Genomic DNA, 13,014 nt, shown 5'->3' with positions numbered 1-13,014 from the left:
CCATTCATGACACACTTACATCGCCGCATCACCGGCTTGATCACCGTTGCAGTACTGGGGGCCAGCGTGGCTTCATGCGCCGGAGATGGCCAAGACGCCACAGACGCGCCCCAGACCGACAAGGACGGTGCCGCAGTGACTGCCGGGGCCAACCAACCCGCAGAAGTCAATGGGGTCGATTTGCATTTTCTCGCGATGATGACACCGCATCACCAGCAAGCCGTGGACATGAGCGAGATCATCCTGGCCGCCGATGGCATCAGCGAAGCCACCGCGGACTTGGCCGAACGGATTAAAATCGGGCAACAAGAAGAAATCGACACCATGGTCGACTGGGCTGAACAATGGGACCAGGGTGACTTGATGGCACATCACGCCCCACACATTGCCAATGGCATGATCACTCCAGAACAGATGGACCAGCTGAAATCACTTTCGGGCGAGGAAGCAGACACCCGGTTCCTCCAGCTCATGCATTTCCATCACGCGGGTGCCGTTGCCATGACCCAAGACCAAATCGACAACGGCGGCTACCAGCCTCTCGTGGAACTGGCTCAACAAATGGTCGACGTGCAAACCGCTGAGATGCACGAGATGGAACAACTCCTGGAAGCCAGAGGCGAAAGCCTGCTGACTGAGTAACCAACCTGGATAAACGAAGCGGGAGCGCGTTAACCCGGGTATAAGTTCGTAGTGCACCTGTAATACGACTGAAAGGGAACACCCATGATCGCCAACTTCAACGCCGCGCAAAGCAAGCAGACCGCCGACGGCTTCTTCTCCGCGCTTTTCGACTTCTCCTTCTCCCAGTACATCACCCTGAAGTTCGCCCGCGTGATCTACCTGATCTCCGCAGTCTTCATCGGACTGTGCTGGGGTCTTCGGCCTTTTGGTGTCGCTGGCTACGTTTAGTGTTGGTTTTGGCACCGGCCTGCTCATGCTGATCGGCTTCCTTCTCTTCGGTACGCTTTTCGCGCTGTTCTCATTGATCAGCGCGCGCGTCACCCTCGAATTCATGGTCTCGGCGATCAAGACGGCGCAGAACACTTCCGAGATCGCAGCGGCGCAGCGTCGTTAGGGGTCGCTAGACCCCGCCCGGCAAACTGTGCAGAGTGAGGCCGCGCGCGGCGGCAGCCTCGCCGAAGCGCGCAACGAAATCGGCCGAGCGCTTACCGGAGGCGCAGTAGACCACGACCTCGCCCGCGCCGCGCAGCGTATCGAGCAGTGCGAGCGCGGCGTCCGGGTCTTCGCGCCACACCGAGGCCGGCAGGTGGAAGGACGCGTGCGGCAGGTCCTTGATCGCTTTTTCACCGAGTTCGCGCACGTCCAGCGCTGTGGCGTGACCATCCGCGACCTGCACGAGTAGGCGCGTTTTCTCGCCGTCTGGCGGCAGCATACACGGGGCAGCTTCGGCGACGAGTTCGGTGACCAGCTCGCGCTGCGGGTCGGCAGCGACCTCGAAGCGCCGGAGCGTCCCGGCGAGCGCCTCGTAGACATGGAGCACACCGACCTCGGCGTCCATGCCCGCGAGGTATTTCACGGCCTCCGTGGCCATCAGCCCGCCGACGACCGAGGTCGTCACCCCGAGCACGCCGGCGGTGGCGCAGTCCGGAGCGTCCTCGGGTGCCGGGTGGGTGGGGTAGAGGTCGCGTAGCCCGACCCCGCGTGCATCCGGTCCGGAGTACCACAGCGCGAGCTCGCCGTGGAAGCGCAGCACCGAGCCCCACACCAGGGGCGTGCCGGTGAGTTCTGCGGCGTCGCCGGCGAGGAATTTCGTGGTGAAGGTATCGGAGCCGTCGATGACCAGGTCGTGCTCGCGGAACAGCCCAGGTGCGTTGGAGGTGTCGAGGCGCTTGCGCAGCGGCACGATCGTGGCGTCTGCGCGGTGTCGGCGCAGCTGCTCGGCTGCCACCTCCACCTTGGGCCGGCCCACGTCGGAGGCGCTAAACAGAATCTGGCGGTGGATGTTGGTGTCATCCACCACGTCATCATCAATCACCGTGATCGTGCCGACACCTGTGGCCGCCAGCGCCTGCATCACCGGGCAGCCGAGCCCGCCCGCGCCGATGACAAGCACCCGCGCGCGGTTCAGCGCCTCTTGGCCCGCTAGCCCGAAGCCGGGCAGCAGCGTTTGGCGCGCGGTGCGCCGCAGCTCAGCGTGAGGCAGGCTCATAGGACTTCATCCGCCCAGCTCGCTAGGCCATCAAAGCTTGACGACGCCAACGCCCCTTCCGCATGCGTCCGCCGCGGAATCCGACCCGCATCCCGCGCGAGCCGGCCAGCCTCGACCGCGTGTCGCATCGCACGCGCCATCGCGACCGGGTCCTGGCAACGGTTGACCGCGCTGGCGAGCAGCACGCCGTCGCAGCCGAGTTCCATGGCCAAGGTGGCGTCGGAAGCGGTGCCGACGCCGGCGTCGAGAAGCACGGGCACCTGCGCACGCGCGCAGATCAGCTCGATGTTGTGCGGGTTCAAAATGCCAAGGCCGGTGCCGATCGGAGAGCCGAGCGGCATCACCGCATGCACCCCAACCTGCTCCAGGCGGGCGGCGACGACCGGGTCGTCGGAGGTGTAGGCAAGCACGACGAAGCCTTCGGCGACGAGGAGCTCGCAGGCGTCGACAAGCTCGACGACGTCCGGCAGCAGCGTGTGCTCGTCCGCGATGACCTCCACCTTGACCCAGTTCGTGCCGAGCGCCTCGCGCGCCAGTTGCGCGGTGAGCACCGCGTCGCGGGCGGTGCGGCAGCCCGCAGTATTCGGCAGGGGATCGATGCCGAGCCGGGTGAGCATCTCGAAGACGCTCTCGCCGCCATTGGTGCGGGCGGCATGCCGACGCATCGCCACGGTGGTCAGCTGCGTGCCGCTGGCCACCAGCGCGTCCTCGAGCAACTGCTGGCTGGTCGCCCCGCCGGTGCCCATGATCAGGTGGGAGTCGAATTTCTTGTCGGCGATGTTCAGCACGTCTAGCCTCCTTGGACGGCGGTGAGGATGTCGACGGTGTCGGCGTCGGCAAGCGAGCTGTCCCAGCGACTTGCGGGCACAACCTTGCCATTGACAGCGACGGCGACGCCTTCTGCGTGGCCGACGACCTCCTCGACCAGCGACCGCACAGTCGGCGCGGTGTCGAAGGTATGGGGCTTCTCGTTGATGATGATGCGCATGATGCTCCTTTACAGTTCGTGGCGGCCGGGGTCGCAGTCGGAAATATCGACGGTGGTTTCGCGGTCCAGCCCGAGGTCGGCGCCGACGCGCGCGCCGAGCGCTGCCAGCAGGATGCCGTGGCGGAAATAACCGGTGGAGACCACCAGGTTCTCGCCGCGCAGCCCCAGGTAGGGCAGGTCGTCGGGCGTGCCTGGGCGATTGCCGACGAGCGCCTCAACCAGCTCGCAGTCCTCGATGGCGGGGACGACGCGGATGGCGTCGCGAAGCAGCGTATACACGCCATCGACGGCGGGCCGCACGCGCGCGTCTTCGCGGCTGGTTGCGCCCACGGCGATGGTGCCGTCGGTGCGCGGGATGATGTAGACGGGGCGGTCCTCGACGAAGGCGCGCACGACCCGGCCGACCGGCATGCGGCCGGTAAGACGCAGCATGTCGCCGCGCACCGGTCGCAGGTTCAGCGGCAGACCGAGCGCGCTGGCACCGAGACCGTTGCACGCGTAGATGGTGTCGCCGCGCAGGCTGTCGGTGCTGGTTTCGACGCCCACGCAGGTTTCGCCCTCCCAGCGCAGTGCTGTGGCCTGCTCGCGAACCAGCGTCACGCCGCGCGATGCAAGCTCGCGCAGCAGAGCGGCGGCGAACATGCGCGGGTTGACCTGGTGGTCGCCGGGGATCTCCACCACGCTGGCCAGCTGGGGGCTTAGGCCCGGCTCCTGCGCCCGCGCCTGGCGCAGCGTGAGGCGGTCGACGTCCATGCCGTGGGCGTGCTGGTGCTCGGTGAGCTCGCGCAGGTGGGTAGCGTCGGCGCGGTCGGCGGCGACCACGAAGGTCGACTCGGTGCGGTACCCAACCTCGATGCCCGGCAGGTCTGCGATCAGCGAAGGATAGAGCGCCGCCGACTCCAACATCAGCGGATAGAGCGGCTCCTGGCGGTACTGCACTTCCGCGGCCGGGGCGAGCATGCCGCCGGCCACGTTGGTCGCGCCGCTTGCCGGGGCCGGGTCCACCAGCGCGATCCTGCGGGGATCCACCCCGCGGCGTGTGAGCTCGAACGCGGTGGTCAGGCCGATGATGCCGGCGCCGACGATGACGTGCTCGAAACTACTCACGACGCTTCCTCGAAATCCTTGACGATACCCGCCGCCATCGCGCGCGGGTCCTCAGCGTGCATGAAACCGCGGACCATCGCCACGCCGGCCACGCCCGTGGCGGCAAGCGCGGCGGCATCCGTGGCGTGTACGTCGCCGATCGCCACGACCGGTACCTGCGAGGCCTCGACCAGCGCCGGGTAGCCGTCGAGGCCAAGTGGGGCGCGGCCGGAGTCCTTCGTCGGGGTCGGGCGGAAGGGGCCCGCGCCGACGTAATCGATCACGTCGGCGTACGCGTTCGCCGCCTCCACCAGTGCGAGCGTGCCGGTGGTCAGTCCGAGGATCGCGTCCGGCCCGAGCAGTTCGCGCGCGGCGCGCGGGTCCATGTCGTCCTGGCCGATGTGCGCGCCGTGGATGTGGTGGGTGCGCATGAGGCGGGCGGCGAGGGGAACGTTGTCGTCGATAAGCACGCGCGTGCGCGGGTTCGCCGCGGCGACCGCATCGGCGACCTCGCACGCGAGACGCTCGAGGTCGGCTTTGGCGATCGGCTTGCTGCGCACCTGGATCACGCCCGCCCCGCCGGCCGCGGCTTCGGCGGAGACGCGCGCGACATCGGCGGTAGGCTGGCCCGTGACGAAATAGCAGCGTAGGTCGAGCGACTTAGGCATCGCGCACCACCCACGCGCGGTCGGCCTGGTCGAAGAAATCGCGCTCGTAGCGCGAGGCGACCGCACACGCGCGCACCGCCGCGTCCAGGGCGTCGGGGTTCGCCTCAAGGGTGGCCTCGCAGCGGTCGATCGCGCCGCGCACCGCCTCGTAGAAACCGTTGCCCGAGTAGGTGGCCAGCCAGTCGTGGTAGGGATGCGAGGCGTGGTTGTGCTCCGCGAGGCGCGCGCCGACCTCGTAGTAGAGCCAGTAGCAGGGCAGCACCGCCGCCTGCCCGATCGCCGCCGACTCGCCGAGGGCGGAGGCGAGCAGGAAATCGGTGTAGGCGCGTGTGACCGGCGACGGCAGCGTCTCGCGGCCAAGATCGGCGAGCCAGGTGCGTTGCATCTCTTGCTCGTCGGTGATCGCGGCGTCCGCATCCTTTGCCCACGCGCCGCCAAGCGCGTGCAGCGAGCGCGCGTACTTGGTCAGGTAGTAGGCGTCCTGCTCGAGGTAGAACATGAAGTCGGCGTGGTCGAGGGTGCCGTCGGCAAGCGTGCGGATGAACGGCAGCTCCATAATCGCGGTGAGGTACGGCGCCGAGGCGTCCCACAGCGCCTGGGTGTACGGGCCAGCAGGCGTGGCGAGTGGCGCGGTTGGTGGGGCGTCGATGCGCAGGAAGCGCTCGGGGTTGCAGTCGGCGGCGCGCTGCATGCGGCGGCCGACGTGCCCGTGGTCGACGGGGCCGCGGCCGTGTCCAACGGCGAGCGCGTCGGCGTGCGCAATCGCCTCGTACAGCCAGCGCGACGCCCACTCGGTCGCCGTCGGCGTATCGAAGCCGGCGCCCAGGCGCGTCGCCAGCGCCGAGGAAAAAGAGCAGCCCGTGCCGTGCGTGTTCTTCGTGTTCACGCGGCTCACCGACACGTGGTGCACGCGCTCGGCGGTCACCACGGCGTTGTCTGCGCGCGGGCCGGTGAGGTGCCCGCCCTTGACAATCACGGTTGTGTCCAGCTTTTTCGCCAGCCCCTGCGCCTGCGCGATCGCGGTGTCGAAGTCGGTGGCCGGGTCTTCGCCGGTGAGGACGGCGAGTTCGGGGAGGTTGGGCGTGATGATGTCGGCAAGCGAGGCGAGCTCGCGCAGCGCGACTTCCGCCTCGGGCGTCAGGAGCCTATCGCTTGACGACGCCACCATCACCGGATCCAACACCACCGCGGCCTCTCGTGCGTGTGTGGTGAGGAATTCGCGCACGACCTCGATGATTTCGGTGGTGCCGAGCATGCCGATCTTGATCGCGTCGATCGCCACATCATCGGTGACGGAGCGCAGCTGTGTGCGCAGAAAGTCGATCGGCGGGGTGAAAATCTCCTGCACACCGGTGGTGTTCTGGGCGACCAGCGAGGTCACTACGCTGTAGGAAAAGCCGCCGGCGGCCTGGATGGATTTGATATCGGCTTGGACGCCTGCGCCTCCGGTCGGGTCGGTGCCGGCAATCGTGAGGATGCGGGGCAGGGCAGGTGCATTCATGTGGGACATCCCTTCGCTAGGTTGAGCTAGAGCAGGTTCGACGGGTCTGATCTCAGCACCACTTCGGGGTGCACCCCGTGTCACATTGGTGACACTAGCACAGCGCGAATCCTGCCCTGCGCACGATCGCAGCGGCAAAAACCAGACCTATATTAGGCGTATGGATTGGGCTGCCGGTTCTCTTTTGAGCTGAAAGTGGAATGCTTCTCACAATCGCTTGTTTGTGCAGCGTGTGGGTGTTTATTGTGGGTGGCATGATACTCGTAGACGCATTAATCGCCGGCGAAGTACCAGTCCGACATGGCGGCTGAAGTTGAGCGTAAGGACGCCGCGCTGCGTGAGCGTCTGCTCGGCGAGGAGTGATTTAGTCTTCGCCTGCGCGCCACTGGCGCCACCGGCGAATCAGCCACCACAATGCTGCGACGAAGGCGGCAAGAACGAGGCCCGGCCAGATTGATGGCTCGGGCTTTGTGATGTTGATGGCGGCCTGTACGAAGGCGAGCAGGGTGAAGAACCCTACGAACCCAATGATTGTTTGCCAGAGCAGATCCTGGCGCTGTGAGGGCCGTTGCACTCGTTAGAGGCGGGGGCCGAAGTTCAGGCCCATGTGCGGGGCAGCGAAGTATAGCCACCCGGCCATCAGGGCCCCGAGTACTGCCAAGAGCCCAACCACAACTCCGGCGACCTCAAGCGCGTTTGCTTCTTCCTTGGTCACACCACCGTTTGCGGTGGTGTTGGTGGTGACGTTGGTGGTCACTGTCGTGCCGTTGTTATCGGCGTTGGTGTGCACCGTTGCGGTGGTTTCGGCGTGTGCCGTGCCAGTCATGCCGCTCAGTACCAGGGAGGATGCGAGTGCGGTTGCCGTCGCGATTCGGAGTGTGGTGTGGTGCATAGCTGCTCTTTCTAGGGGCGGGAAGTAATAAAGTGAATACAGCTTAATCTAGACATAAGAAAAAGTTAAGTCAGCCCTTCACGCCGCCGGCTGTGAGACCAGACACAATACGGCGCTGGAATACCAGCACCATGATGATCAGCGGAATCGTCACCAGCGAGCCCGCCGCCATAATCGCAGCGTACGGGTACTCGAAGGCGCTCGGCCCCGAGAATCGTGCAATTGCGACGGTGACAGGTTCAGTCGCCGTGGACGACAGCTGGCGCGCCAACATAAATTCATTCCAGGTGGTGATAAACGCCAGGATGGCCGTCGTGAAGATGGCCGGTGCTGCCAACGGCAGCAAGATGAGGCGAAATGCCTGGCCGCGGGAGGCGCCGTCGACACGCGCTGCTTCCTCGAGCTCCCAAGGAAGTTGCTGGAAGAACGACACCAGCGTGTAGATAGTCAGGGGGAGGGCGAATGAGATGTTCGGGATGATCATGGCACGGTATGTGCCGATCCACCCGAGGTCACCGAACAGCTGGAACAGGGGAGTGACAAGCGCAATGCCAGGGAACATCGAGGCCGCCAAAATGATGCCCGTGATGAATCCCTTGCCGCGGAAGTCCAGGCGAGCAAGCGCGTAGGCGGTGAACACGCCCACGGCGACCGCCAACGCCGTCGTCGCCAACGAGATAATCAGCGAGTTGAAAATCGCCCCGAGGAAGTCATTGCCGGCGTCCGTGGCCAGCGCGTCCCGGTAGTTCTCGAGGGTGACGTGCGTGGGCCACGGCGTGGTATCGAACGTGAACCGCTTGTCCCGCAGCGCCGTGATCACCATCCAATAAAACGGGGCGAGCCCCCAGAACATGATGAAGATGATGCCTGCGTAGTGGCCGAGTCGTTTCATCGCGCTGCCGCCTCCTTCTTCTCCTGCTTGCGCTTCGCGCGCCGGGCTTCACGCTGTTCGTTCGCGCCACCAACGTTCGCTCCGAGGAACCGCACCATGACGAACGCAACCGCGAAGATCAGCAGGAAGATGAGAGTCGACAGCGCCGAGGCCGAGTTGAAGTTGCCCTGACGCATATCCTCAACCACCAGCTGCGAAATTGTCGCGGTAGGGGAGTTCGAGGAGCCCGAAATCATGATGACCGGCAGGTCGTACATGCGCAGCGCGTCGAGCGTACGGAAGAGCACCGCCACCATGAGCGCTGGCCGCACCAACGGCAGGGTGATGCTGGTGAAAGTCTGCCATGCGGAGGCGCCGTCGACGCGCGCGGCCTCGTAGACATCCTTCGGAATCATCTGCAGGCCTGCGAGGATGAGCAGCGCCATAAACGGCGTGGTCTTCCACACGTCGGCGATGATCACCGCGAAGCGTGCCGCCCACGGGTCAGTTGTCCACGCCACGCTCGCGCCCAGCAGCGAGTTCACGATACCGCTCGGTGCGAACATGAACTGCCACAACTTCGCGGTCACCGCGGTTGGGATCGCCCAAGGGATGAGTACGGCCGCGCGGATCAGACCGCGGGCGCGCGACGGCCGGTTCATGATGATGGCCATCCCGATACCGAGCACTGTCTCCAAGGCGACGGTGACCACGGTGAAGAAGAGGGTCACCGACACTGCTGGCCAGAAGTCGGTCGCAAGCACGCCAGGAGGGCAGGCACCCACCACGCCCGACGGCGTCATACAGCGGTTCGACAGCCAGTACAAGTAATTATCGACGCCAGCAAAGCCACCATCGACGAACACTCCGGTAGAGGCGTCGAGGTGCCGGTTGGACTGGAATGAAAGCCATATTGCGCGGACGATCGGGTAGCCGATCACTACCGCCAACACCAGCAACGCGGGCGCGACGAGCGCTGCCGCCTTCGTGGTATCGCGAGGCTTGGATGGAGATGTGCTCATCGCGGGCCTTTGCAAAGTAGACGGGAAGATGGAGATATACGAACTATAACGCCCGCCCGAACACAGTCCGGGCGGGCGTTCTGCTCATACGACGTATCGTATTAGGAAGCCTGCTTGATAGCAGCTGCCATGTCGGCGGTGGCGTCATCGACGCTCTTACCGGCGGTCAGTGCTGCGTAGGCGTTGTCCTGGATAGCCTTCGAGATCGCAGGGTAGAACGGGGAAACCGGGCGAGGCTGCGCGTTCTCTAGCGAAACCTTCAGCGCTGGCAGGTATGGGTGCTTTGCAACCAGTTCGGCGTCGTCGTAGATCGATGCGAGCACTGGTGGGAAGGATGCTTCAGCGAACGAGAGCTGATTCTCTTCGTTGATGATGAACTCGATGAAGTCCTTCGCGGTCTGCTTGTGCTTGGAATTGACGTTGATGCCGTTGTTGTAGCCACCGAGGGTGGAAACACCCACGCCGTCCTTGCCAACCAGCGGCTGGACCTCAAAGTTCACGCCAGCTTCCTGGGCGTTGGTGTACATGTACGGCCAGTTGATCGCCAGGGCGGTGTTGCCCTCGGTGAACGCGAGGTTGGTTTCCTCCTCGGTTGCTGCCGTAGAGCTCTTGGCGATGACGCCGTCGTTGTACGCGTCAACGAGCGCCTGCAGTCCGGCCTTTGCGGCGTCGGACTCGACGGTTGGCTCGCCGGCGTCGTCAAGGACGCTGCCGCCCCAGCCGTTGATGAAGCCGAGCGTGTTCACGGTCAGGCCCTCGTACTGCTTGAGCTGGGTGGTCAGGCAGTCTCCCTCGACCTCCTTGCAGGCGGCAATGACGTCCTCGAAGGTGTCAGGCGCGCTTGGGACCTTGTCGACGTTGCGGAACAGTAGCTGGCCGTTCGTGTTCTGCGGCAGGGCGTAGAGCTTGCCGCCGTACGTTGCGGAGTCGACGGTGGACTGCAGCAAGCCGGAGGTGTCGATGGCGTAATCGCCCTCGAGCGGCTCGAGCCACTGGTTCGCTGCGAAGTCGGCCGTCCACACAACGTCGAGGGCCATCACGTCGTAGTCGGCGTTACCCGCCTGGAGAGACTGCACGAGCGTATCGCGCTGGTCGTCGGCCTCGCCGGCGAGCTCAGAGAGGGTGACCTGCTCATCTGGGTGAGCCTCGTTCCACTTCTCGATGATCGGCTTGAGCTTGTCCGTGTCATTGCGGCCCATGGCGAACGTGATCGGGCCGCGCTCTGCGCCGCCCTCGGAAGCGGAGGTGCCGGAGTCCTTGTTGGTGTCCGCTGCCTCGTTGTCAGAAGAGCAACCGGTCAGAGCTGCGCCAGCGAGCGCAATTGCACAGAGGGTTGCACCAGTCGTACGGAGTTTCATTCATCCGCCTTTCGTTGGGTCATGTGTGACTCGTGTGAATTCGGTGACTTCAATCTAGTGAAAAACTGGACCCGGGCGCGCAGAAATCTGCCGAATTACCTACGAACGGGGGAGAAAACGGGGTTAAATGTCCGGTTGTATGTGGTTTACGTGTTCCGCCTGGGCGATGGCGGCGATCCTGTCTCTACCAGGTGTTTCCGTTCCGCCTGTCACCACGACGACCGAACCGCCCCCAGCCAGCGGGGCAAGCACGCGCTGTTCGAATTCGTCGGCGCTGTCCCAACCGGCAATCAGCACCCGTTCGGGGGAGGCGGGCTGCTCAGCCCCCTGAGAAGTCGCTTGAGTCCACTGCGCGATGTCTGCAGTCTGTCCAAAGTACTGGTCGCCGTAGCTGCGCACCGTCGGACTGAAGTCCACGGTTCCAAGCGGCAGCGTGCCGCCTGATTCGACGACGCCGCGTCCGAAGGGGTCACTTGAGACAACGACGCACTCGTCCGCATCAGCCCAGGTGTCGACGCGCTCCGCCACGGTAAACACGAGCGGGACATCGTCGCCTGTGCTCGCGAAGATCGGGCGACGCCCAATGTTGTAGGCGCCAAGCGCGATCACCGCAGCCTGCCAGGACACCGGAAGGTCGATCACAATGGGGTCAGAGCCCTCGAGGTCGAACTCCTCGTCCAGCAAGTTGCCCACTTTGCTCAGCCAGTTGTCCAGAGTCAGCGCAGAAAATTCCATGCGGCTGCCCTGTGACTCGTCGTAGACGGTCAGGCGTGGTGTGGCGGGGTCTTCCTGCAATAAGCGTGCCAGCATACTCATGGCAGCCAAGCATAGGTGGCCAAGCATAGGTGGCCAAGCTAGTTCACGCAGCGAGGCCCTTGGCCGCCAGCGTCGATCTCCGGGCCCAGACTCATGCCGCTGATATCGTCGCCAGGTGTGCCGACGGGCACATGCTGTTGGGCATCTTCCGGATCGACCTTCGCAGGCCCGTTGTAGTCTTCCGCGACAACCGCGATGATGCTGCCCGGTTCGAGAGCATTGTTCGCCGTGACTGGTACGCCGCCAAGCATCTCGGCGAGCTTGCGCGCGCGTGGGTCTTCGGGGTCGGCGGCGACCACCTGGGATTCCCAGTAGATGCCGTCCATTGCGTTGGATACATCGGAGACCGTAATGCCTGCGTCGGCCAACCACTCGCCGGTGGCGCGGGCTTGGCCCGGAACGGAGCCCGCGTTGAGGACGGAGACCTGCGCACCTGCGAAGTCTTCGGCCTGCTGGGGAGCTTGCTCCGGTTGGCTGTCTTCGGGGACCTGTTCCTTGGCTGCGGACTCCATGAAGCTGTGGACCTCGTTGATGTCCACGGTCACAATAGATTCGCCGAAGTCGCCGACGCCGTTGACCGAGGTCACAGGGATGGTGGTGAAGGTGACGTTGCCGCCCGCCAGGCCGGACATCTGCTGGGCAAAACGCATCACGTCGAGGCTCTGGTCAAGAGTGACCGAGCGCTCCGCCGCGGTTGCCAAGTCGCGCAGTTTCGCTGGGCTTGTCAGCGTGCCTGCGGAGAGCACCTTCTGTACCAACGACGCCATGTATGCCTGCTGGCGCACGATGCGGTCGAGGTCGCCGCGCGGCAGGTCGTGGCGCTGCCGCACGAAGGACAGCGCCTGGGCGCCGTCGAGCGTTTGTTGCCCGGCAGGGAAGTGTGCGCCGGAGAGTGGCTCGTCGACCGCGGCGTTGAGGCAGACGTCCACCCCGCCAACCGCGTCCGTAAGAAGGACGAAGCCGAGCAGGCCTACCTGCGCGTAGTGGTCTACTTCCACGCCGGTGAGGTCATTGATGGCGTCGATAAGCCCGAGCTGGCCTGCGCGTGCAACCTCTTGCTCGAGTGCCGGGCCCTCTGGCTTGCCCGCGGCGATGAGCTCCTCGCGTTTGGCGGCGGCGTGCGCACCGTAGACACCATTGATCTTCATGTTTCCGTAGTCGTCGGTGTGTACGTACGTATCGCGCGGGATGGAGACTGCCGTGGCCCGCGAACCGTCGTCGGGCACACGGATAATCATGATGGTGTCCGTGTTGATCTCACCGTCGGCGATACCTGCGTTGAGGTGCGCCAACTCAGACTCGCTTAACGGATTTCCTTGGGCGTCGGTGCGGGAGTCCGAACCGACCAGCAGGATGTCCATCGCGCCGTCGATCTGGTCCTTGTCGCTCTGCCCACGTCCCGCGTTAATCCGCAGCTCAGAGGCGCTGAGCTGATTGCTGACCCGGCCGACAGTGAAGTAGCCGACGGCCGACACCGTCAACGCAACGGCAGACAGCACCGCAAGGGTTGTCTTCACAACCGGGTGCCCCAACTGCGAGATGTCACGCATCTGCGATGGGGCGGGCTGGATGTCGCGCGCAGGCCTCAAGGAGTCAGTCACAGGGCGCAATTATACAGGGTGCGAAAACAACAAAAGAC

16 protein-coding genes and 1 riboswitch are annotated in these 13,014 nt (G+C 64.7%); of the genes, 3 read left to right on the top strand and 13 right to left on the bottom strand.

Translation table 11 applies throughout. The features are described 5' to 3' along the window. Positions 1 to 6: 6 nt before the first annotated feature. The 3 genes from JMN37_RS02035 to JMN37_RS02025 all read left to right on the top strand — a co-directional run bounded on the left by JMN37_RS02035 (position 7) and on the right by JMN37_RS02025 (position 1,078). Positions 7 to 642: a DUF305 domain-containing protein gene (locus JMN37_RS02035; protein ID WP_070362970.1), complete on the top strand. Its 636-nt coding sequence runs from the start codon at positions 7 to 9 to the stop codon at positions 640 to 642. A gap of 84 nt (positions 643 to 726) precedes the next feature. After that, positions 727 to 912 (top strand): DUF4282 domain-containing protein, encoded by a 186-nt coding sequence (locus JMN37_RS02030; RefSeq protein ID WP_070362969.1) that lies wholly within the window; start codon positions 727 to 729, stop codon positions 910 to 912. Beyond that, positions 893 to 1,078 (top strand): DUF4282 domain-containing protein, encoded by a 186-nt coding sequence (locus JMN37_RS02025; RefSeq protein WP_240492828.1) that lies wholly within the window; start codon positions 893 to 895, stop codon positions 1,076 to 1,078. Before JMN37_RS02030 ends, JMN37_RS02025 begins: the two co-directional genes overlap by 20 nt. 6 nt (positions 1,079 to 1,084) lie before the next feature. Here the strand turns inward: JMN37_RS02025 and JMN37_RS02020 are convergent, their stop codons facing one another. The 13 genes from JMN37_RS02020 to JMN37_RS01960 form a co-directional block, all read right to left on the bottom strand. Next, positions 1,085 to 2,173 (bottom strand): ThiF family adenylyltransferase, encoded by a 1,089-nt coding sequence (locus tag JMN37_RS02020; RefSeq protein ID WP_252930928.1) that lies wholly within the window; start codon positions 2,171 to 2,173, stop codon positions 1,085 to 1,087. Then, positions 2,170 to 2,961 (bottom strand): thiazole synthase, encoded by a 792-nt coding sequence (locus JMN37_RS02015; protein WP_070362967.1) that lies wholly within the window; start codon positions 2,959 to 2,961, stop codon positions 2,170 to 2,172. The genes JMN37_RS02020 and JMN37_RS02015 overlap by 4 nt, the downstream gene beginning before the upstream one ends. A 2-nt stretch (positions 2,962 to 2,963) precedes the next feature. Beyond that, complete coding sequence (gene thiS / locus JMN37_RS02010; RefSeq protein ID WP_070362966.1) at positions 2,964 to 3,161, bottom strand: sulfur carrier protein ThiS; 198 nt, start codon at positions 3,159 to 3,161, stop codon at positions 2,964 to 2,966. Between the two features lie 9 nt (positions 3,162 to 3,170). Further along, complete coding sequence (thiO, locus tag JMN37_RS02005; RefSeq protein ID WP_252930926.1) at positions 3,171 to 4,268, bottom strand: glycine oxidase ThiO; 1,098 nt, start codon at positions 4,266 to 4,268, stop codon at positions 3,171 to 3,173. After that, positions 4,265 to 4,915: a thiamine phosphate synthase gene (locus tag JMN37_RS02000; RefSeq protein WP_070975906.1), complete on the bottom strand. Its 651-nt coding sequence runs from the start codon at positions 4,913 to 4,915 to the stop codon at positions 4,265 to 4,267. The genes thiO and JMN37_RS02000 overlap by 4 nt, the downstream gene beginning before the upstream one ends. Further along, positions 4,908 to 6,416 (bottom strand): bifunctional hydroxymethylpyrimidine kinase/phosphomethylpyrimidine kinase, encoded by a 1,509-nt coding sequence (locus tag JMN37_RS01995; protein WP_252930924.1) that lies wholly within the window; start codon positions 6,414 to 6,416, stop codon positions 4,908 to 4,910. Before JMN37_RS01995 ends, JMN37_RS02000 begins: the two co-directional genes overlap by 8 nt. Next, positions 6,408 to 6,504: riboswitch (TPP riboswitch) on the bottom strand. Its footprint overlaps the gene before it by 9 nt. 276 nt (positions 6,505 to 6,780) lie before the next feature. Further along, complete coding sequence (locus tag JMN37_RS01990) at positions 6,781 to 6,990, bottom strand: PEP-CTERM sorting domain-containing protein (RefSeq protein WP_070477699.1); 210 nt, start codon at positions 6,988 to 6,990, stop codon at positions 6,781 to 6,783. Between the two features lie 3 nt (positions 6,991 to 6,993). Then, positions 6,994 to 7,308, bottom strand: coding sequence for a hypothetical protein (locus tag JMN37_RS01985; protein WP_070362961.1), 315 nt, complete (start codon positions 7,306 to 7,308; stop codon positions 6,994 to 6,996). 70 nt (positions 7,309 to 7,378) lie between these two features. Beyond that, positions 7,379 to 8,200: a carbohydrate ABC transporter permease gene (locus JMN37_RS01980; protein WP_070477701.1), complete on the bottom strand. Its 822-nt coding sequence runs from the start codon at positions 8,198 to 8,200 to the stop codon at positions 7,379 to 7,381. Further along, on the bottom strand, positions 8,197 to 9,201 hold the full coding sequence (locus JMN37_RS01975) for a carbohydrate ABC transporter permease (RefSeq protein WP_070477703.1): 1,005 nt from the start codon (positions 9,199 to 9,201) through the stop codon (positions 8,197 to 8,199). Before JMN37_RS01975 ends, JMN37_RS01980 begins: the two co-directional genes overlap by 4 nt. 101 nt (positions 9,202 to 9,302) lie before the next feature. Then, on the bottom strand, positions 9,303 to 10,559 hold the full coding sequence (locus tag JMN37_RS01970; protein WP_070362958.1) for an ABC transporter substrate-binding protein: 1,257 nt from the start codon (positions 10,557 to 10,559) through the stop codon (positions 9,303 to 9,305). A 123-nt stretch (positions 10,560 to 10,682) separates the two neighbouring features. Next, positions 10,683 to 11,375, bottom strand: a complete 693-nt coding sequence (locus JMN37_RS01965) for a TIGR03089 family protein (RefSeq protein ID WP_252930923.1) — start codon at positions 11,373 to 11,375, stop codon at positions 10,683 to 10,685. A 38-nt stretch (positions 11,376 to 11,413) separates the two neighbouring features. Beyond that, positions 11,414 to 12,976 carry an LCP family protein gene (locus tag JMN37_RS01960; protein WP_252930922.1) on the bottom strand — a complete coding sequence of 521 codons (1,563 nt, stop codon included), beginning with the start codon at positions 12,974 to 12,976 and terminating at the stop codon, positions 11,414 to 11,416. Positions 12,977 to 13,014: the final 38 nt, after the last annotated feature.

It is taken from the genome of Corynebacterium lipophilum, assembly GCF_024102595.1.
Lineage (GTDB): Bacteria > Actinomycetota > Actinomycetes > Mycobacteriales > Mycobacteriaceae > Corynebacterium > Corynebacterium pseudogenitalium.
This window is presented reverse-complemented; position numbering and strand designations above follow the sequence as displayed.